The sequence below is a fragment of the Streptomyces sp. 2114.4 genome (assembly GCF_900187385.1).
GTDB classification, from domain to species: domain Bacteria; phylum Actinomycetota; class Actinomycetes; order Streptomycetales; family Streptomycetaceae; genus Streptomyces; species Streptomyces mooreae.
In genome coordinates this window covers 4,252,103-4,273,972 of the sequence record NZ_FYEY01000001.1, presented here as the reverse complement: position 1 = coordinate 4,273,972, position 21,870 = coordinate 4,252,103, and the positions used below count along the sequence as shown (strand labels likewise).

The following is a 21,870-nucleotide window of genomic DNA, read 5'->3' as shown; positions in this document are numbered from 1 at the left end:
GGCCGATGATCAGGCAGGAAGGACGTGGCTCGGTCAGCCGGCCGTGCCGTACATCCGGTCCCCCGCGTCGCCGAGGCCCGGCACGATGTAGCGGTCCTCGTTCAGCCGCTCGTCGACCGCCGCGGTGACCACCGTCACCGGCGCGCCGGCCAGCTCCTTCTCCATGACCGCGACGCCCTCCGGCGCGGCCAGCAGGCAGATCGTGGTGACGTCGTCCGCGCCGCGCTTGATCAGCTCGCGGATCGCCGCGACCAGCGTGCCGCCCGTGGCGAGCATCGGGTCGACGACGTACACCTGACGGCCCGAGAGGTCATCGGGCATCCGCGTGGCGTACGTGTGCGCCTCGTACGTCTCCTCGTTGCGGACCATGCCCATGAAGCCGACCTCGGCGGTGGGCAGCAGCCGCACCATGCCGTCCAGCATGCCCAGACCGGCGCGCAGGATCGGGACGACCAGGGGGCGCGGGTGCGACAGCCGCACACCGGTGGTCGCCGTCACCGGTGTCTCGATGCCGACCTGCTCGGTGCGCACATCACGGGTGGCTTCGTAGGCGAGCAGGGTGACCAGCTCGTCGGCGAGCCGCCGGAAGGTGGGGGAGTCGGTGCGCTTGTCGCGCAGCGTGGTGAGTTTGTGCGCCACCAGCGGGTGGTCGACGACGTGGATCCGCATGACATCGACACTAACCGAGCCGGAAGGCCGCAGCGCCCGCCGTGCAGCACCCGACCGCCGCGCACGGCATCGGAGTGTGGTCGGCATCAAACCACCGAAAGGAGGGAAAGTGGGCACGTACGCCCGATCGGCCGTCCTGCCGTCGGGCGAAGTCCTCGCCCGAGGTGGTGTGCGCGTGCCCGACCACAAGCGGACCGATGACCCGACCGAAAACGCCGTCCTCGGCACCGAGGGCGCGGCCCCGGACGCCGGGGCGGCGGCGGCGCGCCGACGGCGCCGCGCACAATTTCTGTGGGAACTGCACGAGGCCAAGGAGCTGCGGAACCGTGTCCAGCCGCGTCGCGCACGGGCCGAACGGATGCGCCAGGCCCTGCGGATGCGCACATTCCGCTGGTAGCGGAGCCCATTCCGCTGGTAGCGAACCACCTCCTCGCCCCCGCCCGTACTGCGGCACGTGAGCGACATCTCGCACAACCTCCGCACGACGCAGCGTCGAAGACCCCGCGCGAACGCGTTGTTTCTGCCACGATTCCGAAAGGGGCGGGACCAACGGCGTGCAGCGCCGCCCCGCCCGACCCGGCACGCCTATGACCAGTGGGAGAGTCACGGTGTACTTCGCCGCACTGCTCGCGCGCACCGAAGACGGGTGGGAAGCGAGCGACACGGAGCTCGACGATGTGGAGACGCTGACCGATCTGGCCGATCTGGCCCGAGAGGCGGCGGTCGACGACGACACGGTGGTGGCCTTCATCGAGCAGGAGGACGTCTGGTTCGGCGTCGTCCGGGTGGACGGCGAGGACGACCCGCGGGTCTTTCTCTCCAACGCCGCCGCTGCCGCCAGAAGCTCGTACGGCGCGATGCTGGCCGACGAGCTGCTCGGCCGTGAGGAGGAGGATGCGGCCGACGACCTCGACAGCCTCGACCTGGACGGCACGGAGGACGGCGAACCCGAACCGGACAACGACGTGGAGAACGACGACCCCCTGGAGGCGGTGAACGGCACGGACGGCCCGCCGCACGGCCCGCTCGGCGACGCCGGCCTGCTGGCCGACCTGGGCATCGGCGAGAAGGAGCTGCTGGCCCTCGACGGCGACGCACTGGGCACCATCGCCGACGCACTGGGCTGCACGGAGGTCCTTGAAGCCGTGCGCTGAGCCGGCCCCGGCCGGCTCGCACCCCGGGGCCCGGCGGCCCCGCCCCGGTCACGTCCCCGACACTGGGGGCATGACCGTCCCCCCATCCGCCTCTCACTCCTCCCCCGCCCCCGACCCGCTGCGCGATCCGTGGATCGCACCGATGCGGCAGGCGCTGGCCGAGGCCGCCCGCGCCCCCGGGACCGGCGATGTCCCGGTGGGCGCCGTTGTGCTGTCCGCGGACGGCACGGTCCTGGGTACCGGCCACAACGAGCGGGAGGCCACCGGCGATCCGACCGCCCATGCCGAGATCCTGGCGCTGCGGGCAGCGGCCCGGACCCTGCGGGAGCAGGCATCGCGCCCGGGGGCCCTCCGGACGGACCTCGCGCGCGGTGCCGCCGCGGAGGCCGGCGGGCGACGGGCGGGCGAGTGGCGGCTGACGGACTGCACGCTCGTCGTCACCCTGGAACCGTGCACGATGTGCGCCGGCGCGATCGTGCTCTCCCGGGTCGACCGCGTGGTCTACGGCGCCCGCGACGCCAAGGCCGGTGCGGCCGGCTCCCTCTGGGACGTCGTCCGTGACCGGCGTCTCAACCACCGTCCCGAGGTCATCACCGGCGTCCTCGAAGCCGATTGCGCGGCTCTGCTGACCGACTTCTTCCGCGACCGCTGACCGGCGTGCGGCCCCGCGCCGGCCCCTCTCCGTATCCGATTTCGGCGCACGGCCCCTCTTGGGCTAAGCTCTCTCTCGGTAGCGTGTCCGAGCGGCCGAAGGAGCGCGCCTCGAAAGCGCGTGAGGGGGCAACTCCTCCGTGGGTTCAAATCCCACCGCTACCGCTCAGAGGACGAGGGCCCCGATCTTTACGGATCGGGGCCCTCGTCGTGTCCGGGGCCCGGCCCGCGGCGGGCGTGGCGCCCCTCACGACGGTCCGGCCCACGGCGAGGGCGGCGACGCCGGTTACTTCTTCACGGCCAAGGCGACGCCCAGCATGCGGGCGAACACCCCGACCATGGTCACGTCGTCCTGGTGCAGATCCCCCGGCCGCAGACCGTCGACGGCCAGAACTCCGAAGGATTCATCTCCGGCCGTCACCGCACAGGCGATATAGGTCTTGTAGCTGTCGCTGTCGGGCTTTAAGGCATCGGGTAAGAGGTCCACATTTTCCACGAACGTGCTGGTGCCGTCGTCGAGCAGCTTCAAGAGTTCCTTGCCTCGGAGGTCCGTCTCCCGGAATGTCGTCACGGGTGCCACATTCCGGCCCGACCAGAGACTGTTACGGCATTTCACCTCGCGCTGTCCGGCCGGCGTACCGGGAACCTGCTCCAGAAAACAGGCCCGTACATCCTGAGGGCCGATCAGTGAAGCGGTGAGCGAGACGATGGCCTGCTTGGTCTGCTGTTGCAGTGCATTTCGTTCAGCCTTTGTCGGACTCGAAACAATCTGACCGAGGTTGGACGCAAGGGGGACGAGCACATCTTCGAAAGCCCGCCGCTGATTCTTCGTCGCCGCCTTCGCGGCTTCGTTTGCCGTCGTGACCCGACGGCTGGCCAGCCAGACCGTGGCCACCGTGGCCACGCTCCCGACCCCTGTGATCACCCAGAACAGCCACGTGGCCATGTCCAGCCCGATGACCATCTGAGCCACATACGCCAGGACCGCCAGCGCACCGGCGGAAAACGCACCCCACCCCATATGCAACCCCTCCCCTGTCCCCAACCCCAGGCTGCTTGCGCTGTCACGCACGATACACACAGAGTAGTCTCATCGGGCGAAATTCGTTTATCTCAGGGTTGATTCGGGTACTCCTGAGCTAGTGTGTGATGCCGGATAAGGGCGATGTGCTCGACGTACCGTGGGTGCACGTCGGGAGGGGGCCGCTCATGATCGCAAGGCGAGTGGCCAGTGGTAGTGATCCCGCTGTGAAACGGATCGGCAGCTCACGGCGGGCGTTCACCTCGGGGGTTAGGGACGGAACTTATGCCCGACCGCCGCGACAAACGCACACGCGACGCAGAATCCTGGGGGGATTCAGTCATGAGTACGACTGCAGGTGTCTGGAACGGCGTGGCCTTAGAAACAGACCCGCGCATCGGGGAGTTTCAAGCAGATCCCGCTGCGTATATGGAGCAGCGCGCCGGAGCCTGGCGTTCAGGTGACCTGGCGCAGGAACAGGCCCGCATCCTCAAGCAGAAGAACCAGTCCCTTCGGCTGACGTTGAAGACATTTCTGGGTCTTCTCCGCGGCAAGTGACGCAGCCAGGGCTGTAATCGGCAGGCACCGCGGTCCGCCAGAGCCGTAGTCGGTCAGGCTGTGGCCGGCCGGAGCGGAATTCCTGCAGCGCCGGAACGCCGACGGCCCGCGGCACGGCGAACACAGCACAAAGCGGCGCGCCCGCCGGAACGGACGCGCCGCGAGGCCTCGTCGGCCCGTGGGGAGACACCCCCTAGTCGTTGCGCCGGTTGCGCGCCGCGCGGCGGAAGAAGCGCACGATCAGCCAGATCACCAGGATCATGACGACGAGGAAGAGGACGAACAGCACGATCAGGAAGATGCCGAGCTTCTTGAAGAAGCCGCCCTTCTTCTTCGCCTTCGACTTCCACTTCGACGTCTTGGACTTCTTGGACTTGAAGACCGTCTTGAGCGGGGCCGAGTGGTGCGCGCTGTGGTGGCGGTAGACAGCTGCTTGCGCGGGCGCGGCGGCGAGCCGGGAGGCATCGGCACTCCGGCCCGGGGCGCTCGCGGTGGCCACCGCCCGGGTGCCGTCCACCGCGTCGCGGCCCGCCGCCGTGGCCGGTGCGACGGCCGCGGCCAGCAGGCCGGCCAGCAGCGCCAGCACGACGGCCGGCCGCCGCGCCAGGGACGACCGGGGAGCCGGCCGGGCTGTCGCACAGGACGAATCGGGCTCGCGCGGTACGGAGTTCATGGGCATTCTTCGTTTCCCCCTCGGATCGAGCGTTCAGCCATTATGGGCGGTGACGGGCACCCCGGCGGAGGTCTCGACCTCCATAAGAGAGGCGCTGTGCCGCTCCTCGTCGAAGGCCGCGCGCCCGCCGCGCAGCCCGAAGAGCCGCTTGGTGAGCAGGATGTAGAGCACCGCCAGGATGTTGATCACCAGCGTCGCGATCTTGAGCCAGCTGACCTTCTCGGTGAGCTCGTAGATCTCCAGCGGCAGGAAGGCCGCCGTCGCCACCACCGTCAGATACTCCGCCCACCGCTTGGCGCGCCAGAGGCCGACGCCCTCGACGATCTCCACCAGGGCGTACGCCAGCAGCAGCGCGGCCACCAGCATCAAGGTGGAGTGACGGTAGCCGAAGGTCTTCTGGATGGTGCCGACGACCGGCGACTGGTCCAGGTCGTAGTGGAAGTGCCGGGCCACCGGGCGGAGCACGGCGATGTACTCGTCGAAGAACCGGCGGACGGCGTCCTTGCGGTTGCTGAACTGCCATACGCCGATCGCGGCCAGCACGATGAACACACCGCGCACCGCACGCTCGACGGCCAGGAACCGCAGGATGAACAGATCGCGCAGGACCTTGCCCCGCGGGACCAGCGGGGCATCGGCGGCCGGGCCGGAGCCGCGCGGGTCGCCGAGGGCGAAGTCGCCGCAGCGCAGACAGCGCCAGGCCTCGCCGAGCGCGGTATCCGCGCGCAGCTTGTTCCGGAGGCGTTCCTCGTGCGGGAGGTAGGTGACGTGCCCGCGGCGCGCGCAGGTACGCCGGTCCCAGTCGATCTTCATCGTTGGAGCCTGTGTTCCTTTCGTCGTTCCACACGGCCGCACGCCGCGGCTCGCGGCGCACTGCCGCGCTCCGTTGTGTCGCGTACATGATGCATGGCGTATGCCGCGTGCCGACCAGGCGCTCCGAGCCGTATGACGTCCGCGGGGTCCGGGTCGTACGAGGTGGGAGACGCGGGGGCCGCGCACGCGGTTGCAGACGTACGACGGAGCCCCGCCGCCGTGCCGTGTCCTGGGACCCCCCGTGGCATCCAGGGGCGGCTCGGAGGCGGGGCTCCTGTCCGGGTGGCAACGGTGTAAGGGACAACCGCTCCCCCGGTGCGGGCCGGACCCCGAGCCCGCGCCGCCGTCACGGGGACGGTGAGGGCGCGGACCCCGCAGCGAGGTCCCGGTCCCGGGCCCGTGGATTCCTGCCGTATCCACCGGGCCACCTCACTCATGGTGCCGTGGGGGACCTGTCCCAACAGGCAGGCAAAAGCCCTCCCTTGGTAGGCCTTTGGTCCATAAAGTCCGGATCAGTACCGCAGTGCGGGGGTGCGGCCGGCGGGCGGTTACGAAGGACTCGCGGGCTCGACTCCCGCGATCGAACACCTGTGGTTACACTCGCCCGACTGCCGGGAAGTGCAGGTACTGCCGTAGGGGACTGCGTAGGGGAGACGGGACTGATGGCGCAGGCGAAGAAGATCGCGTTGTACATGGTCATCGTCTTCGTGCTGTACACGATCATCACCTCCCCTCAGCGGGCCGCCGAAATGGTGCAGATAGGCTTCGAGGGCATCTCGTCCGCCGCCCAGGGCGTCGGCGAGTTCATGACGCAGCTGATCAAATAGGGGCCGCCCGGACCGGCTGCGCCCCGCCCGCCGTACGGAGGCCCCAGTGATCCGCCACCTGGTCCTGTTCAAGCTCAATGAAGGTGTCTCTCGCGACGAGGAGCGGGTGCAGGCCGGCATCCGCGCCTTCGAGGCGCTGGAGGGCCAGATTCCGGAACTGACGTTCTGGGAGTACGGCTGGAACATCACCGACCGCCCGATCGCCTACGACTTCGCGGTCAACTCCGCCGTGGCCGACACGGACGCCCTCAAGCGCTACCTGGAGCATCCGGCCCACCAGGCGGCCGCCGCGCAGTGGCGCGAATTCGCCACCTGGGTGATCGCCGACTACGAATTCTGAGCCCCGGCACCCCCGCGCCTCACCTCGCCGAGCCCCCCGCCCCCGCCGGGCGGGGGGCTTCGCCGTACCCCCGGGCGCCCACCGCCGCCCACCGGCCTCCCGGCCGCCCCGCGCCCACCCCAACTCTCTGTTCAACACGGCATTATGGGGTGCTTGCACACAGTGCACATGTCTTGTGATGCTATGACCGCTTTTGCCGGATACATGCACTGTGAAGGGTGGCGTGACCGTGACGGCCCGTACTGCGCCCAAGGCTCCATCCCGCGAGAGCCGAAGCGCGGACACGCGGGCGCTCACGCAGGTGCTGTTCGCGGAGTTGACGGACCTCGAGCCCGGCACCCCCGAGCACACCCGGGTCCGGGCCGCACTGATCGAAGCCAACCTGCCGCTGGTCCGCTATGCCGCGGCACGCTTCCGCAGCCGTAATGAGCCGATGGAGGACGTCATCCAGGTCGGCACCATCGGCCTGATCAACGCCATCGACCGATTCGATCCGGACCGGGGCGTCCAGTTCCCCACCTTCGCCATGCCCACCGTTGTCGGCGAGATCAAACGCTACTTTCGAGACAATGTCCGCACGGTCCATGTACCGCGCCGCCTCCACGAGCTCTGGGTGCAGGTCAACGGCGCGACCGAGGATCTGACGGTGCTGCACGGCCGCTCCCCCACCACCGCCGAGATCGCCGAACGGCTCAAGATCGGCGAGGACGAGGTGCTGGCCTGCCTGGAGGCCGGCCGCTCGTATCACGCCACCTCGCTGGAGGCCGCCCAGGAGGGCGACGGCCTGCCCGGCCTGCTGGACCGCCTCGGCTACGAGGATCCGGAGCTGGCCGGCGTCGAGCACCGCGACCTCGTACGGCACCTTCTCGTCCAGCTGCCCGAGCGCGAGCAGCGGATCCTTCTGCTGCGTTACTACAGCAATCTGACGCAGTCACAGATCAGTGCGGAGCTGGGGGTGTCGCAGATGCATGTCTCGCGGCTACTGTCGCGGAGCTTCGCCCGACTGCGATCCGCAAACAGGATCGACGCGTAGCCGGGACGAGCGACCCGATCCTGCACAGATATGTCGACAAGGCGCTACAGCGTGTTGCCGACATGTGACATTCTGCAGGAACCGCGTTTGCCGTAGCGCTGCCTCCGGTATTCAGGTGGAGGTATCACTCCTCGGTCCGCCCCGGCCCGAGGACGCCACAGCGACCCGACCGCGACCTCAAGGGGGTGGCATGTCCGTAGAACTGGGCAGCTCGAAGGTGCTTTCCGCGATTCCCGCGCCCGCACCACACGTGCATGACGACGACGCCATCAATACCCGCACGCTCTCCCGCTCCCTGTTCCTGCGGCTGGCCTCGCTCGACAAGGACTGCGCGGAACGCACCTACGTCCGTGACACGCTCATCGAGCTGAACCTCCCGCTCGTCCGCTATGCGGCCGCTCGATTCCGCAGTCGCAACGAGCCGATGGAGGACATCGTCCAGGTCGGCACCATCGGCCTGATCAAGGCGATCGACCGTTTCGACTGCGAACGCGGCGTGGAATTCCCGACGTTCGCGATGCCGACCGTGGTCGGTGAGATCAAGCGCTTCTTCCGTGACACGTCGTGGTCGGTGCGCGTCCCGCGCCGGCTCCAGGAGCTCCGGCTCGCCCTCACCAAGGCCAGCGACGAGCTCTCCCAGAAGCTGGACCGCTCCCCGACCGTCCCCGAACTGGCGCTGTGCCTGGGGGTGTCGGAGGAGGACGTCGTCGACGGCCTGGCCGTCGGCAATGCGTACACCGCCTCCTCGCTCGACTCCCCCTCTCCCGAGGACGACGGCGGCGAGGGCTCCCTCGCGGACCGCCTCGGCTACGAGGACTCCGCCCTGGAAGGCGTGGAGTACCGCGAATCGCTCAAGCCTCTGCTGGCCAAACTCCCGGCCCGCGAGCGCCAGATCATCATGCTGCGCTTCTTCGCCAACATGACGCAGTCCCAGATCGGCGAGGAGGTCGGCATCTCCCAGATGCACGTCTCCCGGCTGCTCACCCGCACCCTGGCGCAGCTGCGCGAGGGCCTGATCTCCGACTGAGGAACGGTCCGCCGAGGGGCCGCACAGCGCTTGGTGCCGCTCGGCGGACAGTTGCAAAGACGCAGGGAGGAAGAGCGGGGGCGTGGCGCGAGGTGCGCCCGCCCGGCCGCGAGAGAGCCAGGGTCCGGCCGGACAACGGCCGTGCGACCGGCCTCTGTACACCTGACGTACCGTCAGCAACACTGTGCCGATGCGACGGACGACGACTGTGGCCGCCGCCTCGGCGGCCGTGCTGTGTCTGGGTTCCCTGCTCACCGGCTGCGGAAGCGCGGCCGATCAGGGCTATGCCGCGGTGGGTGCGGCAGGCCCCTCCGACGACCGTGCGCCGAGCCGGGCCGTACCGCCTGAGGACGGTGTCGAGCTGACTCCGCTGGACGGCGACGGAGGCCGCGCGGACGGTGACGGCCACGGAGGCGACCGCGGTGGCGGAGACGGCGGCAGTGACAGCGCCAACGGCGGACAGGCTCGTCCCGGGCGGACCGCGCCGGAGTCCCCCGTCGGAGCGGGCGAGGGCGACGAGGCCGGCGGCACAGGAGCCCCGGGCAGCCCTGGCGCATCCGACGACCCTTCCGGCTCTTCCGCATCCCCCTCCGGTGCACACGACAGCCACAGCGGCCACGGCAGTCACAGCGGCGGCGCGACGCCCCCGGCCTCACCGGGCGCACCCAACTCCACCGGCCACCCCGGAGGTTCCACCCCGCCGCACGGCTCCCCGGCCCCCCAGCCCCCTTCCCCCACCATCCCAGCCGGTCCAGGGGCTCCCGCCGGCCTCCTGATCGGCAAGCCCGCGCTCGCCGGCACGGACGTCCGCTGGTGCCAGAAGGTCACCGTGGACTTCCTCAACAACGGCGACCGGCCCGTCACCGCCGGCCGCGTCGTCTTCGGCACCCACGTCATCGGCGCCCTCGGCATCGACTGGGCCACCCTCACCTCCACCCACCCCCTTCCGCTGCCGCTCGCCGTGGGCAGGAGGCAGACCGGTACCTGGCGGGTGTGTGTGGACGGCTGGCGGGTGCCGCTGGGGATGCACCTCGACACCAAGGACGTCACCTTCAGGTGGAAGTGAGGGCGGTCCGGGTGGACGCGGGAGCCGGTTCAGGTGGACGTGCGGGCCGGCTCTCAGGACTGGCCGAAAATCGCCCCTGACGGGCGCCACGGGGAGACCTTCCCGAAGGGCGATGAGTTCCGACCGGTGGGACCGTCTGAAGAGGCACAGACGCAGCCACCGGCAGCGCCCCGTCCCAGGAGAGAAGACATGCCCCAGATCACCCCCAACCTCTGGTTCGACACCCAGGGCAAGGAAGCCGCGGAGTTCTACTGCTCGGTGTTCCCGAACTCGAAGATCAAGAACGTCACCTATTACAACGCGGCAGGTCCGCGCCCTGCGGGGACCGTATTGACGGTCGAGTTCGAGCTCGACGGCCAGCAGTACACCGCGATCAACGGCGGCCCCGAGTTCACCTTCAACGAGGCGGTCTCCCTGATGATCGTCTGCGCCGGCCAGGACGAGATCGACTATTACTGGACCAAGCTCTCCGAAGGCGGCGAGGAGGGCCCCTGCGGCTGGCTGAAGGACAAGTACGGCCTGTCCTGGCAGGTCGCGCCCGGCGGCATGGCGGAGTTGCTGAACGACCCGGACCAGGAGCGCGCGGCCCGCGCCATGAAGGCCATGCTCGGCATGAAGAAGATCGATGTCGCCGCCCTCCAGGCGGCGGCGGATCAGGCGTAGGCCGGGCGCCAGGCGTAGGCCGGGCGCCAGACGTAAGCCGGGCGCGAGGCGCAAGCCGGGCGCGAGGCGCAAGCCGGGCGCGAGGCGCAAGCCGGGCGCGAGGCGCCGGTGAGACGCCATGAGGGCCCCGGGCGGCCCGCGCCTCAGGACCGGCTGCGGTTGCGCCCCGTCCGTAGCGGTCGCGGTACGGGGCGACGGTTCACGCCCACCTCGCGCAGCGCCCGCGCGGCGGTGTGCACGGCGGTGGGCGACGCCTCGGCGAAGACCGCCTCATGGGCGTCGGCGTTGGCGCACACGGCGCGCTCGGCGGTGCGCACCCCGTCCGGTGTCAGCCGGATCATGGTGCTGCGGCCGTCGTCCGGCGAGGGCTCGCGGAGCACGAGTCCGCGGCCGGCGAGGTGGTTGACGACGTTGCTGATGCCGCCGGAGGACAGCAGCAGCGCGCGGACCAGCTCGTTCGGCTTCATGCGGTAGGGCTCACCGGACCTCCGCAGGGCGACCAGGATGTCGAATTCGGCGACGGTCAGGCCGAGGCCGGGGAGCACTTCGCGGGTGGCCGCGTCCAGGGCGCCGGCGAGCTGCACTATCCGCTTCGACAGCTCCGTCGTCGGGCGGAGCGCATCCGGCAGCTCGGTGCGCCAGGCGCTCAGCAGCGCATCGACGGGGTCGGGGGCGGGGCCTGGTCCGGATGCCGCGGTCACCTCGACAGGATAGTTGATCACCATCGTGATAGCTTTCAATAAAGCTTTCTTCCGAACGTGTAGAGGGAGATGTGCCATGGGAATCGAGCGCCACCACGCGCCGCGCCTGCTCCTGCGCGGCGGCCTGGTCATCGACACCGCCCCCCACCCCGTCGTCCGCCCGCACACCGACGTCCTGGTCGAAGAGGGCCGGATCGCCGCCGTCGGTCCCGATCTGCCGCTCGATGACACCGATACCGGCCTGGAGGTGATCGACGCCCGCACGATGGTCGTGCTGCCCGGCTTCGTCGACACCCACCGGCACCTGTGGCAGGGGGTGCTGCGGTCCGCCGCGGTCGACGAGAGCCTCGACCACTACCTCCACCGGATTCTCGGTGACCTCGGCGCCCGTTGCACGCCCGCCGAGGTGTACACCGGCAATCTCCTCGGCGCGCTGGAATGCCTGGACTCCGGGGTCACCACCGTCCAGGACTTCTCCCACGTCCAGCACACGCCGGAGCACACCGCCGCCGCCGTCGAGGCGCTGACGGAAGCGGGTATCCGTGCGGTCTTCGGCTACGGGTATCCCGTCTTCGACGAGGCCGCCCGGCAGGCCGACTGGGTGCGCAAGGCCCGCACCGACCACTTTCCCTCGCACGAGGCGCTGGTCACGATGGCCCTGGCCCCGGTCGGCCCGTCCTTCACTCCCCCGGAGGCCGTGCGGGAGGACTGGCTGCTCGCCCGCGAGCTGGCGCTGCCGCTCGCCGTCCATGTACAGGCCGGCCCGGTGGCCCAGCGGCCGATCGCCGCCCTTCAGGAACAGGGTCTGCTCACCGCCGGCACCCTGTACGTGCACGGCAACTCGCTGCCCGACTCCGAGCTGCGGCTGATCGCCGAGTCCGGCGGGGCGGTGGCGATCACGCCGGCGATCGAGGCCTCGATGCGGTTCGGCGCGCCGATGGCGGGCCGGCTGCGGCGGGCGGGCATCACCACGGGGCTGGGCGCTGACGCGGTCACCTCAGCGCCGGGCGATATGTTCTCGCAGATGCGCGCCGCCTTGATGAGCAGTCACTTCGACGGCGACACCGCTTCCGGAACGTCCACGATCAAGGCGGCCGATGTGCTGCGCATGGCCACCGCGGAAGGGGCCGCGGCCCTCGGCCTGGGCGACGAGGTGGGATCGCTGGAGATCGGCAAGCGCGCCGACCTCATCCTGCTGCGCGCCGATGCGCTCAACCTCGCCCCGGTGACGCACGATCCGATCGGCGCGGTGGTGACCGCCGCGCACCCCGGGAACGTCGACACGGTCCTGGTGGACGGGCGCCCGGTCAAGCGCAACGGGAGGCTGCTGTACGCGGACCTCGGCGGCGTACTGGCCGAGGCCCACCGCGCCGCCGAACGCCTCGGGGCGTCGAGCTCTTAGACCTTGTTAGACCGCAGGGCTCGGCTTCGCCATGCCAACGACCTCGGAGAGTAGGTGCACGTCGACAATGCCGTCGGGAGGCCATCTGCACTCTGTCCCGCGGCAGTTACGAAGCTGGGCCCGAGCAGCGCAGTCCTCCACGGTTGCTCATCGTTCGGCGTCCCCTTGCGGATCACTGTCGCTCTCCTCGGTTCCGTACTCCGCGCGGAGCTGTGCGACCCGCTTGTCCTCCGTTCCGCGCCGCGCCACCAGGCCGGAGATCAGCGCGGCGCACCCACCGACGACGAGTGCTGTTGCCGCTACCAACACGGCGCGGAGTACAGTCGACAGCTGGTAGTGCGCCGACAGCTTCCATGCGATGTACGCGCTGCCGCTCAGAGCGCAAACGCCCCACACGACGGCGACGCAACCATTTGCCTGCCGTTCTGTGTGCTTTTCCGCAACTTCGGGCCCGAAGATGTACTTGCCGGCAGGGGCAGGAGGTTCAGTCATGCTAACTGCTCACCACTCGTACTCGTCGTTCCAGGGCGGTAGTGGCTACCGACCCCACTGCCCGTTGTGCTCAGGGACAGAACGATCGACCTACCCAACTCCTCGGCTCACACACCCACATAGGACAACGCCTTAGCGGCCCGCCTCAGCGCCGGTGGGCCACAGTCGGCGCCGGTCAGTGCCGGTCAGTGCCGGTCAGTGCCAGGAACTACTGTCACGCGCATGGTCGATCACGATGCCCTCAGTGCCACCCGCGAGGCCTACGACGCCGCAGCCCCCACCTATGCCCAGTTGTTCCGCGACTCGCTGCGGGACAGCCCCCTGGACCGTGCGATGCTGGGCGCCTTCGCCGAGGCCGTACGTACGAGTGGGGACGGTCAGGTCGCGGACCTGGGGTGCGGGCCCGGCTATGTCACTGCCTATCTGGACGAGCTGGGACCGACGGCGTTCGGTGTGGATACCTCTCCCGCGATGATCAAGTTGGCTCGCCAGGCCTATCCGGACCTGCGGTTCGACGTGGGCTCGATGGCCGCGTTGCACATCGCTGACGGTGTGCTGGGCGGCGTACTCTCCCGTTGGTCCATCATCCACACCCCGCCGCAAGAACTCCCCGCCGTCCTGGCGGAGTTCCACCGTGTGCTGGCGCCTGGCGGCCACCTCCTGCTCGGCTTTTGGGCGAGCGAGGATCCGTCCCACCCGACGCAGGTCTTCGATCACGCGGTCGCGCCGGCCTACCGGTGGTCGCCCGATCACCTTGCCGCGATGCTGCGCACGTCCGGCCTGGCCGAGGTGGCCAGGATGGTTCGCGAGCCCCAGCCCACCGACCGGCGGCAGTTCCAGGAGGTTCACCTGCTCGCCCGCAAGGTCTAGGTGTTCTGTCCGGGGAGGTTGTGGACGGTGAGGCAGGGGCCGTCCGGCCGTGTGGCGCGTGGGTCATGCGGCCGACGGGCCGGGAGAAGGATCTGCCGACGGGCCAGGAGAAGGACCCCAGAATGACGTGCCGTGGACGGTGCCGAAGGACCGTACGGCACACCCCATGCGGTCGACGGCGGCGAGGACCGCGCGGCGGGCCGCTTCGCTGTCGGCGGGCGGGAACGCGACACGGAGTTGGTGCCCGTAGGCCGTCTCGTACGTCAGTTGCCAGCCGGTGTCGGTGACGACGAAGTGGTCTTGCCGCCTGCCGTCGTACTCGTAGCCGCCCCGGTCCGCGGTAGGAGCGAGCGCGTCGCGCAGGATCCGTAGGCGCTCGGCGTAGGGAAGGCCCCCTCCCCCTTCCTCTGCTTCCTCCGGTTCCTCCAGCCGGACGTAGACGTGATCGCGTTCGATCGCCGCATCGAACCAGGGGGCGGCTTCCCTCTCGTGGTGCAGGAGTTCGGAGCTGAGGCGGCCGCTGATCCACCCGTCGAGGAATGCGGCGGCCCCGCAGTCGAATCGCTCGTAGTCGCTGTCGCGTGACCAGATCACCACCGGCCAGGACTCGGGCGGCCCCTCGGTCAGCCAGCACACTTGTGCCGAGTCATCGGTTATTGCCCAGGTGAGCAGTCCGCCCGGTTCCGGGAAGAAGGGGTACGGATACTCCTCGGGCCAGCTTTCGCGCAGCGGGCCGAAGTCCTCCACCAGGTCCGCTTCGAGCCGGACCGGGTTGTCGTCGCCGAACGGGGTGCACAGACACAGCGCACCCCAGAAGTCACCGCGCCCGTAGGTCTCGACCAGCCTTTTGTAGTCGTCCGGCAGCCGGGTGCCCAGGGCCCGCTCCGCATCGGCCCATTCGCCGCGCCCGTTGACCGCTTCGGCGGGCGGCGGCACCCGCTCGATGATGCGGGCGAGCGGGCTGTGCTCATCGATCATGGACACACCATAGAACCGGCGCCCGGAAAGAACGGCCCATTCGCCGCGCTCTCTCTGCTCGCCGCGTTCACCTCGCTCGGTCTGGTCAATCCGCCCGGTTTCCTCCGGAACCGCCTGCCCGGCACCCCTCCCGCACAGACCCGTACGCCCTCTCCTACGGTGTGCAGGCAGGCGCACTGGTCATGCACAGGACCAATGCGGAGGAAGTGAAAACGGAACGGGGGACCCGTGGGTGACATACGGGTGGACACGGCGAAGGTCCGCAGCACCGGCGACGACATGAAGGCCTAGCGGGTGCGTATGGTCCGCCCGCATCCGGATGGGTACTGATGACTGACACTTCAACCGCTGCCCGGCATTCCCCCCTCCTGGTCACGCTGTTCGCGCTGCTCGGCCTGGGCGGCCTCACTGCCTACGGCAAGGCTGACGACGCACATGTCGCCGCGGAGTGGGCCCACTGCGGGGACCTTCCGCTGACCTGGCAGATCTACCTGAGTGCTTACGGTGCACTGGCCTGCGGGGTACTCACACTCGCGCTGTTCTGGTGGGTCGCCAGGCGCGCCGGGCAACGCGATACCTGGGTGGGCCACAACTGGTCGGGCAAGCTTGCGATTGGTGCCCTCGTCCTCGATGTCCTGCTGGTAACTCTGCAGCTCTTCGTGGTCTGGTCGTTGTACCAGCCGTCACCCAGTGGGCCCATCAGCTGCGTCTAGCGGGGCGTCGCCCAGGAACACGCAGGGCAGGGCGACGGCGGCCCGGCATGCCGCCGGAAGCTGCGAGGGCGCGTCAGGCGCCCGGTTGCCGCTGCGTCACGAACGAGCCCATACCGGGTGTGGTGACGATGAGCCCTTCTTCTCGGAGGGCGGCGGTGACCTTGCGAATGGTCACGCGGGCGACGCCGAACTCCTGCTCCATCCGCACCTCGGAGATGAGGTGGCGTGGTGGGTAAGTGCCGTCCGCGATCCGCGCTCGGATCACGTCGGCAATCTGCTTCCACTTGGGCCACGTCGGGTCGAACTCCACGGCGTCAGGAGCCGTCGGAGGAGCGGGCCGCCGCTTTGAGGATTTCGGCGGCGTTCCGCGAGACGAACGAGCCCATGCCGGATTCGGTGTAGATCAGGCCCTCGGAACGCAGTCCGCGGTGCACCTTCTGGCCCGTGGTCGTGGCGATGCCGAACTCCTCCAGCATCTCGACGACTGACGGGACACGGGTGCCGGGCTGGTAGGTGCCGTCTGCGATGCGCTGGCGGATCACGTCGGCGACCTGCCGCCATCGAGGCCGGTCCGGGGCAAATTCGATCACCTGAACAAGGTAGGCACGCCACACCATGCCAGGCGAGATGTACTAAGGTGTGCCAAGGGGTACCAGGGTGCACTAGGCTTGATGTCGCAGAGCCCCGGCGGGTGCGCCAACACCCCCGAGGCACGGCCAACGCTGTCCAAGGAGCGTCGACATGCAGAACCCTATGCGCCGCCTGCTCGCCCGGTTAGAGAGGCGGCGGGTTCACCCTGCCCCCACCGTCACGTACCGGCCACGGCAGCCACAGCAACCATCGCGCCCGCCCCGCACCCTCCGCCGCCGCCCCGAATCCCCCCTCGACGGCGAGGCCGGCCTCCTCGTACGCCCCTACCTCCTCGCGCATGAGCGCCAAGAGGTGCGGCGTGAGCGGACGTTCCTGTGCGCGATGGCGGTCGCCTCATGAGCGGTGGGATGCGGCTGCTGCCCTGGAGTGGGCCGGACGGGAAGCGCTGTTACCTCTCCAGCGACGAGGGCGGCGGGTATCTGTCAGAGCTCGCCGACGACATGGAGGAGGCTCAACTCGGCACCGGCGAGGAGCTATTGCGGCATACGGCCGAGCTGCTGAGCGGACCGGCTGAGGCGACCGCCGGGGAGCTGCGGTTCTGTGTCCACAGGCTGTGTGAAGCGTTGCGGGATGCGCTGCGGGTCGCCGAGAGCAGGGGCGGGCGGGTGACGTAACCGGGGCGGACGGGCCAAGGAGCGGAAAGATCAAGGGCCCGGCATCGTGATGCCGGGCCCTTACGCGCAAAAGACAGCCGCACGCGCAAGGGCGGCTGCGAAGGGACTCGTCAGGACAGCGCCAGCCACGCCGCGCCCGCGACGACCAGGATCGCGACGATCACGCCGACGATGACGCCCACGCGGGGGCCGGCGGACTGCTGCGGGGCGGGGGCGCGGCGGCTGCCGGTCTGCGGGGTGCCGCCCTCGTCCACGAAGGCCCGGAACATCTGCGTGCTGCCGGCCGGGTCGTAGTTGCCGCCGGCCTGGTTCTGCGGGTTGGTCGCCATGGGGAAGGACCCTAGCGAACCGGGGGCCGGGGGGCACCCCTGGGGCGCATATGAGGCGTCCGGGAAGGCGCCTACGGAGCGGGGTCGGGACGGGTACGGGGCGTGGGCGGGGGTGCGGGCGGGTCGTCTGGGGGTGTCCCGCTACCGACCGGTATCGGCCGGGAGGCCTCGCCCGGCCGCCGACCTGCATCTTTGCGCGTCACGTCACTCGGATTGACCGACGCCCGACGCAGACTTTTCGTTCCCTTTACTTCAACCCTGGACGATTTCGTTTGCCTTCAGCAACCAACTTGATTATGGTTGCCCCAAGCAACAAAAGATCGTGGATGCATGCGATGTGCGAGGGATGGTGGAGGAGCCCGTGGCCGCCCACAGTCAGTACGAGGAACTGGCCAGGCAACTCAGCGCCATCGGTGCCGTCAAGCGCGAAATGGGGCGGATGCTGCCCCAGGAGTGCCCGCCTGCTTCGGCCGGGGTGCTCACCCTTCTCGACCGGCACGGCGAGATGCGGATGAGCCAGCTCGCCGAGCTGCTGGCCATCGATATGTCGGTGACCAGCCGGCATGTCGCCCATGCCGCCGAGCGCGGCTGGATCGAGCGGAAGCCCGATCCGGCGGACAAGCGGTCGCGGCTGCTGCGCCTGACGCCGAGCGGCACCGAGCTCCTGGAGGAGCTCGCCGAGCGCTACACCGCAACGCTCGCCCGGTACCTGGACGACTGGACCGACACCGACGTCGGACACCTCACCGAACTGCTCGCCAGGCTCCGTACGAGCTTCGGCGACTGCCGCCCCAGGGCGCATCACGACTCCACCACCCGTACACCCGCAGGATGAAAAGGAACCACATGGCTACGACCACACCAGCCGGTGTGCGGGGCGGCCACGCCAGGCACGGAGGCGGACACCACGCCTCCGACGGAGCCCCTATGACACACCGTCAGATCATGGAGGCGCTGTCCGGGCTGCTGCTCGGCATGTTCGTCGCCATTCTGTCGTCGACGATCGTCTCCAACGCGCTGCCCGAGATCATTCATGACCTCGACGGCGGACAGAGCGCCTACACCTGGGTCGTCACCGCCTCACTGCTGGCGATGACCGCGACCACCCCGCTGTGGGGCAAGCTCTCCGACCTGTTCAGCAAGAAGCTGCTGGTGCAGTTCGCGCTGGTCATCTACGTCGCGGGCTCGGTCGTCGCGGGTCTGTCGCAGAACACCGGGATGCTGATCGCCTGCCGCGTGGTGCAGGGCATAGGCGTGGGCGGTCTGTCCGCCCTGGCCCAGATCGTGATGGCCGCGATGATCTCGCCGCGCGAGCGCGGCCGGTACAGCGGCTACCTCGGCGCGACCTTCGCCGTCGCCACCGTCGGCGGCCCGCTGCTCGGCGGCGTCATCACCGACACCGACTGGCTCGGCTGGCGCTGGTGCTTCTACGTCGGTGTGCCGTTCGCGGTCATCGCGCTGATCGTGCTGCAGAAGACCCTGAAGCTGCCCGTCGTCAAGCGCGAGGGCGTCAAGGTCGACTGGGCGGGCGCCTTCTTCATCAGCGCGGCGGTCTCGCTGCTGCTGGTGTGGGTGACGCTGGCCGGTGACAAGTACGACTGGATGTCGTGGCAGACCGCCGCGATGGTCGGCGGCGCGGTCGTGCTCGGCGCGGTCTTCGTCTTCGTCGAGACCAAGGCCAAGGAGCCGATCATCCCGTTGCGGCTGTTCCGCAACAAGACGATCACCCTGGCGTCGGTGGCCTCGCTGTTCGTCGGTGTCGCGATGTTCTCCGGCACCGTCTTCTTCAGCCAGTACTTCCAGCTGGCGCGCGACAAGTCGCCGACGATGTCCGGCGTCATGACGATCCCGATGATCGGCGGCCTGTTCATCTCGTCGACCGTCTCGGGCCAGATCATCACCAGGACCGGCCGCTGGAAGGCCTGGCTGGTCGCCGGCGGCGCGCTGGTGACCGCGGGGCTCGGGCTGCTGGGCACCATCCGCTACGACACCGAGTACTGGCACATCGCGATCTTCATGGCCCTGATGGGCCTGGGCATCGGCATGATGATGCAGAACCTGGTGCTCGCCACGCAGAACCAGGTGGACCCCGAAGACCTCGGCTCCGCCTCGTCCGTCGTGACCTTCTTCCGCTCGCTCGGCGGTGCGGTGGGCGTCTCGGCGCTCGGTGCGGTGCTCGCCAACCGCGTCACCCACTACGTCAAGGACGGTCTGGCCGAGCTCGGCCCCAAGGGCGCGAAGGCCGCCGCGCACGCCGCCGGCAACAGCGGCGGCGGCATCCCCGACCTGGACTCCCTCCCGGCGCCGCTGCGCACCGTCATGGAGAGCGCCTACGGTCACGGTGTCGGCGATGTGTTCCTCTACGCGGCGCCCTGCGCGCTGCTCGCCTTCCTCTTCACCCTGTTCATCAAGGAGGTCGCGTTGAAGACGCGTGGCGGACTGTCCCAGAGCGCGGAGAGCGCCCAGGCCGCGGGCACCCCGTCGGCCACTCCGGCGGCCGTCCCGGCGGCGGATGCCGACGTCCCGGACCTCGCCGTCGCCGCCGCGGCGCCCGGCGAGGAGCGGGAACCCGCTTTGGTGGGTGCCCCGTCGGTGGCCCCCGACGACGACCTGCACACGCCCTCCTGGGCGCAGCCGGCCGCGGCCACCGCGGCCCAGCCGCTGGCGGCGTACGCCTCGGCCGGCGGCGGTGACGCCCTCCCGACCGGCTCCGCGGTCCACGGCTTCGTCCGCAACGCGGAGGGCCACCCCGTACCGCGCTCCGCGGTGACGCTGATCTCGCTCAGCGGGCGTCAGCTGGGCCGCGCGGTCGCCCAGGCCAACGGCTCGTATGCGCTCGACGCCCCCGGCGCCGGCTCGTACGTGCTGATCGCCGCGGCCGACGGCCACCAGCCGCAGGCGTCCACCGTCGTCGTCGGCGACCAGCCCTACGGCTACGACATCCTGCTCAGCGGCACCAGCGGCCTCGGCGGCCTGGTCCGCAGCGCGGCCACCGGCCTGCCGGTCGAGGGCGCGATGGTCGTCGTCACCGACGTCCGCGGCGAGGTGCTGGCCACCGGAGCGACCGGCGCCGAGGGCTACTTCGCCTTCGACGAGCTGGCGCCCGGGACCTTCACCGTCGCCGTGAACGCCCCGGGCCACCGCCCGGCCGCGCTGCCGGTCGAGATCGGCGGCCAGGGCACGACCCGGATCGAGATCGAGCTGCTGTCCGGCGCGCGGGTGCAGGGCATCGTGCGGGCCGGCGGTCCGGACGGCTCCCGGCCGCTGCCCGACGCACGGGTCACGCTGGTGGACGCGGCGGGCAATGTCGTGGCCACCTCGACGACCGGGGAGGACGGCGCCTACGCCTTCACCGACCTGGACGCCGGCGACTACACGGTCATCGCGAGCGGCTACCCGCCGGTCGCCACCGGCCTTGCGGTCGGTGCCGGCGGAGTCGACGGCTACGACGTCGAGCTCGCACACCCCGAGGGCTGAAGCACCCCGGGCCCGGGGATTTCCCCGGGAGCAATACCCCGGGCCGGGGCGCGCGTTGAGCGGAGGCGCGTCCCGGACCGGACCCCGGGGCTCCGGCGGCGGCGCTGCGCACAGGCAGGGGACGGCCTGCACGCCGCCGTCCGGAGCCCGACACTCCCCCACGTTCCCGGCGTCGCCGGAGCGGAGGGACCCCGACCAGGCAGGAAACAGGAGAGGCAATGACTTCGACGGGCGCGGGAGCTGCGGGCCTGAGGGCTCAGATCCGCACACGCGACGGCTGGGCGGTCCAGCACGCCGTACTGACCGTCACCGATATGACGGGCGCGCAGGTGCTGCGCGCGGCGGCGGACGACGAGGGCGCCATCCGCAGCGCACAGCCGCTGCCCGCCGGTCCGTACACGGTCATCGTGACGGCCGTCGGCTATGCACCGGTCGCCTCCAGCGCGATCGTGACCGCGAGCGGCCGGATGGACGTCGGCAACGTCGTCCTGGCGCGGCAGGGCGGGGCCGAGCTGCCGCCGCCCGGCGTCTGGACCATCGACCCGATGCACTCGACGGTGGCCGCGGTCGCCCAGCACCTGGGGATCTCCAGCGTGCACGGCCGGTTCACCGAGTTCAGCGGCCAGATCGAGATCGCCGAGGACCTTGCCGCCTCGCGGGTCGAGGCCGCCATCAAGGCCACGTCCATCGACACCGGCAACGGGATGCGCGACGGGCACCTGCGCTCCGAAGACTTCCTGAACGTCGAGGAGTTCCCGGAGATCACCTACCGCAGCTCGGGCCTGGCACCGGCGGGTCCGGACCGCTGGACGGTGCACGGCGAGCTGTCGCTGCACGGTGTCGTCCGCCCGGTGGACCTCGACCTGAGCTACCTCGGCACCGGTCCCGACCCCTGGGGCGGGGTGCGCGCCGCCTTCCGCGCCACCGCGGAGCTGCGTCGCGAGGACTTCAAGATGAACTACAACCAGGTCGTCGCGGCCGGCATCGCGGCGATCGGCACCACCCTGAAGGTCGAACTGGACATCCAGGCGGTGCAGGGGGAGAGCCTGCCGATGGGGTGAGGGCCCGGGGCGTGGCGTGCGGTCCCGGGCGTGGCGTGCGGACCCGGAGCGTGGCGGGCGGACCCGGAGCGTGGCGTGCGGACCCGG

At 70.0% G+C, this 21,870-nt stretch carries 28 protein-coding genes and 1 tRNA gene; 19 read left to right on the top strand and 10 right to left on the bottom strand.

Annotated features, from left to right (window positions below):
* Positions 1-33: 33 nt before the first annotated feature.
* Positions 34-669 carry a uracil phosphoribosyltransferase gene (upp, locus tag CFW40_RS18770; RefSeq protein ID WP_088798983.1) on the bottom strand — a complete coding sequence of 212 codons (636 nt, stop codon included), beginning with the start codon at positions 667-669 and terminating at the stop codon, positions 34-36.
* A 175-nt stretch (positions 670-844) separates the two neighbouring features.
* Here upp and CFW40_RS18765 point away from each other — a divergent pair, with 175 nt between their 5' ends.
* The 4 genes from CFW40_RS18765 (at position 845) to CFW40_RS18750 (ending at position 2,639) form a co-directional block, all read left to right on the top strand.
* Positions 845-1,066, top strand: coding sequence for a hypothetical protein (locus CFW40_RS18765; protein ID WP_088802211.1), 222 nt, complete (start codon positions 845-847; stop codon positions 1,064-1,066).
* A 190-nt stretch (positions 1,067-1,256) separates the two neighbouring features.
* A complete protein-coding gene (locus CFW40_RS18760; protein ID WP_256331400.1) occupies positions 1,257-1,823 on the top strand; it encodes a hypothetical protein in 567 nt (188 codons plus the stop codon).
* Positions 1,824-1,893: 70 nt separating this feature from the next.
* Complete coding sequence (locus CFW40_RS18755; RefSeq protein ID WP_088798981.1) at positions 1,894-2,475, top strand: nucleoside deaminase; 582 nt, start codon at positions 1,894-1,896, stop codon at positions 2,473-2,475.
* A gap of 77 nt (positions 2,476-2,552) precedes the next feature.
* Positions 2,553-2,639: transfer RNA gene (locus CFW40_RS18750), tRNA-Ser, on the top strand.
* 121 nt (positions 2,640-2,760) lie between these two features.
* Here the strand turns inward: CFW40_RS18750 and CFW40_RS18745 are convergent.
* Entirely contained in the window at positions 2,761-3,546 is a 786-nt protein-coding gene (locus tag CFW40_RS18745; RefSeq protein ID WP_241720962.1) for a hypothetical protein, read from the bottom strand.
* Between the two features lie 291 nt (positions 3,547-3,837).
* Between CFW40_RS18745 and CFW40_RS36705 the strand changes: the two genes are divergently transcribed.
* Positions 3,838-4,053, top strand: a complete 216-nt coding sequence (locus CFW40_RS36705; RefSeq protein WP_143034551.1) for a hypothetical protein — start codon at positions 3,838-3,840, stop codon at positions 4,051-4,053.
* Between the two features lie 193 nt (positions 4,054-4,246).
* Here the strand turns inward: CFW40_RS36705 and CFW40_RS18740 are convergent, their stop codons facing one another.
* The gene (locus tag CFW40_RS18740) at positions 4,247-4,726 is read right to left on the bottom strand and encodes a hypothetical protein (RefSeq protein ID WP_256331401.1); all 480 of its coding nucleotides are present in this window, start codon (positions 4,724-4,726) and stop codon (positions 4,247-4,249) included.
* A gap of 33 nt (positions 4,727-4,759) precedes the next feature.
* Positions 4,760-5,539 carry a DUF2127 domain-containing protein gene (locus CFW40_RS18735; protein WP_088798979.1) on the bottom strand — a complete coding sequence of 260 codons (780 nt, stop codon included), beginning with the start codon at positions 5,537-5,539 and terminating at the stop codon, positions 4,760-4,762.
* 662 nt (positions 5,540-6,201) lie between these two features.
* Here CFW40_RS18735 and CFW40_RS37150 point away from each other — a divergent pair.
* The 6 genes from CFW40_RS37150 to CFW40_RS18710 all read left to right on the top strand — a co-directional run bounded on the left by CFW40_RS37150 (position 6,202) and on the right by CFW40_RS18710 (position 10,495).
* Positions 6,202-6,366, top strand: a complete 165-nt coding sequence (locus CFW40_RS37150; RefSeq protein ID WP_164993001.1) for a hypothetical protein — start codon at positions 6,202-6,204, stop codon at positions 6,364-6,366.
* A gap of 46 nt (positions 6,367-6,412) precedes the next feature.
* Positions 6,413-6,706 carry a Dabb family protein gene (locus CFW40_RS18730; RefSeq protein WP_088798978.1) on the top strand — a complete coding sequence of 98 codons (294 nt, stop codon included), beginning with the start codon at positions 6,413-6,415 and terminating at the stop codon, positions 6,704-6,706.
* Positions 6,707-6,929: 223 nt separating this feature from the next.
* Positions 6,930-7,739, top strand: coding sequence for an RNA polymerase sigma factor SigF (locus CFW40_RS18725; protein WP_026169670.1), 810 nt, complete (start codon positions 6,930-6,932; stop codon positions 7,737-7,739).
* A 190-nt stretch (positions 7,740-7,929) separates the two neighbouring features.
* Complete coding sequence (locus CFW40_RS18720; RefSeq protein ID WP_006604265.1) at positions 7,930-8,766, top strand: RNA polymerase sigma factor SigF; 837 nt, start codon at positions 7,930-7,932, stop codon at positions 8,764-8,766.
* A 190-nt stretch (positions 8,767-8,956) separates the two neighbouring features.
* On the top strand, positions 8,957-9,832 hold the full coding sequence (locus tag CFW40_RS18715) for a hypothetical protein (protein WP_256331402.1): 876 nt from the start codon (positions 8,957-8,959) through the stop codon (positions 9,830-9,832).
* A gap of 189 nt (positions 9,833-10,021) precedes the next feature.
* A complete protein-coding gene (locus CFW40_RS18710) occupies positions 10,022-10,495 on the top strand; it encodes a VOC family protein (RefSeq protein ID WP_088798977.1) in 474 nt (157 codons plus the stop codon).
* Between the two features lie 143 nt (positions 10,496-10,638).
* On the opposite strand, the gene CFW40_RS18705 is transcribed toward CFW40_RS18710, so the two are convergent.
* The gene (locus CFW40_RS18705) at positions 10,639-11,220 is read right to left on the bottom strand and encodes a MarR family winged helix-turn-helix transcriptional regulator (RefSeq protein WP_088798976.1); all 582 of its coding nucleotides are present in this window, start codon (positions 11,218-11,220) and stop codon (positions 10,639-10,641) included.
* Between the two features lie 52 nt (positions 11,221-11,272).
* Here CFW40_RS18705 and CFW40_RS18700 point away from each other — a divergent pair, with 52 nt between their 5' ends.
* Positions 11,273-12,598, top strand: a complete 1,326-nt coding sequence (locus CFW40_RS18700; protein ID WP_088798975.1) for an amidohydrolase family protein — start codon at positions 11,273-11,275, stop codon at positions 12,596-12,598.
* Between the two features lie 147 nt (positions 12,599-12,745).
* Here the strand turns inward: CFW40_RS18700 and CFW40_RS18695 are convergent, their stop codons facing one another.
* Complete coding sequence (locus tag CFW40_RS18695; protein ID WP_143034552.1) at positions 12,746-13,090, bottom strand: hypothetical protein; 345 nt, start codon at positions 13,088-13,090, stop codon at positions 12,746-12,748.
* A gap of 222 nt (positions 13,091-13,312) precedes the next feature.
* Between CFW40_RS18695 and CFW40_RS18690 the strand changes: the two genes are divergently transcribed.
* A complete protein-coding gene (locus tag CFW40_RS18690) occupies positions 13,313-13,960 on the top strand; it encodes a class I SAM-dependent methyltransferase (protein ID WP_088798973.1) in 648 nt (215 codons plus the stop codon).
* A 63-nt stretch (positions 13,961-14,023) separates the two neighbouring features.
* Here CFW40_RS18690 and CFW40_RS18685 read toward each other — a convergent pair whose 3' ends face one another.
* Positions 14,024-14,938 carry an SMI1/KNR4 family protein gene (locus tag CFW40_RS18685; RefSeq protein WP_088798972.1) on the bottom strand — a complete coding sequence of 305 codons (915 nt, stop codon included), beginning with the start codon at positions 14,936-14,938 and terminating at the stop codon, positions 14,024-14,026.
* Between the two features lie 329 nt (positions 14,939-15,267).
* Between CFW40_RS18685 and CFW40_RS18680 the strand changes: the two genes are divergently transcribed.
* Positions 15,268-15,651: a hypothetical protein gene (locus tag CFW40_RS18680; RefSeq protein ID WP_088798971.1), complete on the top strand. Its 384-nt coding sequence runs from the start codon at positions 15,268-15,270 to the stop codon at positions 15,649-15,651.
* 73 nt (positions 15,652-15,724) lie between these two features.
* Here the strand turns inward: CFW40_RS18680 and CFW40_RS18675 are convergent, their stop codons facing one another.
* Together CFW40_RS18675 and CFW40_RS18670 are read right to left on the bottom strand one after the other, a co-directional pair.
* A complete protein-coding gene (locus CFW40_RS18675) occupies positions 15,725-15,961 on the bottom strand; it encodes a GntR family transcriptional regulator (protein ID WP_088798970.1) in 237 nt (78 codons plus the stop codon).
* 4 nt (positions 15,962-15,965) lie between these two features.
* Positions 15,966-16,241, bottom strand: a complete 276-nt coding sequence (locus CFW40_RS18670) for a GntR family transcriptional regulator (protein WP_256331403.1) — start codon at positions 16,239-16,241, stop codon at positions 15,966-15,968.
* Between the two features lie 151 nt (positions 16,242-16,392).
* Between CFW40_RS18670 and CFW40_RS37145 the strand changes: the two genes are divergently transcribed.
* The gene (locus tag CFW40_RS37145) at positions 16,393-16,641 is read left to right on the top strand and encodes a hypothetical protein (RefSeq protein WP_143034553.1); all 249 of its coding nucleotides are present in this window, start codon (positions 16,393-16,395) and stop codon (positions 16,639-16,641) included.
* Positions 16,638-16,916 (top strand): hypothetical protein, encoded by a 279-nt coding sequence (locus CFW40_RS18665; RefSeq protein ID WP_088802207.1) that lies wholly within the window; start codon positions 16,638-16,640, stop codon positions 16,914-16,916. Before CFW40_RS37145 ends, CFW40_RS18665 begins: the two co-directional genes overlap by 4 nt.
* 110 nt (positions 16,917-17,026) lie before the next feature.
* Here the strand turns inward: CFW40_RS18665 and CFW40_RS18660 are convergent, their stop codons facing one another.
* Positions 17,027-17,245 carry a hypothetical protein gene (locus CFW40_RS18660; protein WP_088798969.1) on the bottom strand — a complete coding sequence of 73 codons (219 nt, stop codon included), beginning with the start codon at positions 17,243-17,245 and terminating at the stop codon, positions 17,027-17,029.
* A gap of 361 nt (positions 17,246-17,606) precedes the next feature.
* Here CFW40_RS18660 and CFW40_RS18655 point away from each other — a divergent pair, with 361 nt between their 5' ends.
* From CFW40_RS18655 to CFW40_RS18645, 3 genes are all read left to right on the top strand, one after another.
* Positions 17,607-18,080: a MarR family winged helix-turn-helix transcriptional regulator gene (locus CFW40_RS18655; protein WP_088802206.1), complete on the top strand. Its 474-nt coding sequence runs from the start codon at positions 17,607-17,609 to the stop codon at positions 18,078-18,080.
* Between the two features lie 11 nt (positions 18,081-18,091).
* Entirely contained in the window at positions 18,092-20,722 is a 2,631-nt protein-coding gene (locus CFW40_RS18650) for an MFS transporter (protein ID WP_088798968.1), read from the top strand.
* Positions 20,723-20,940: 218 nt separating this feature from the next.
* Positions 20,941-21,783: a YceI family protein gene (locus CFW40_RS18645; RefSeq protein ID WP_088798967.1), complete on the top strand. Its 843-nt coding sequence runs from the start codon at positions 20,941-20,943 to the stop codon at positions 21,781-21,783.
* The last annotated feature ends 87 nt before the right edge of the window (positions 21,784-21,870 follow it).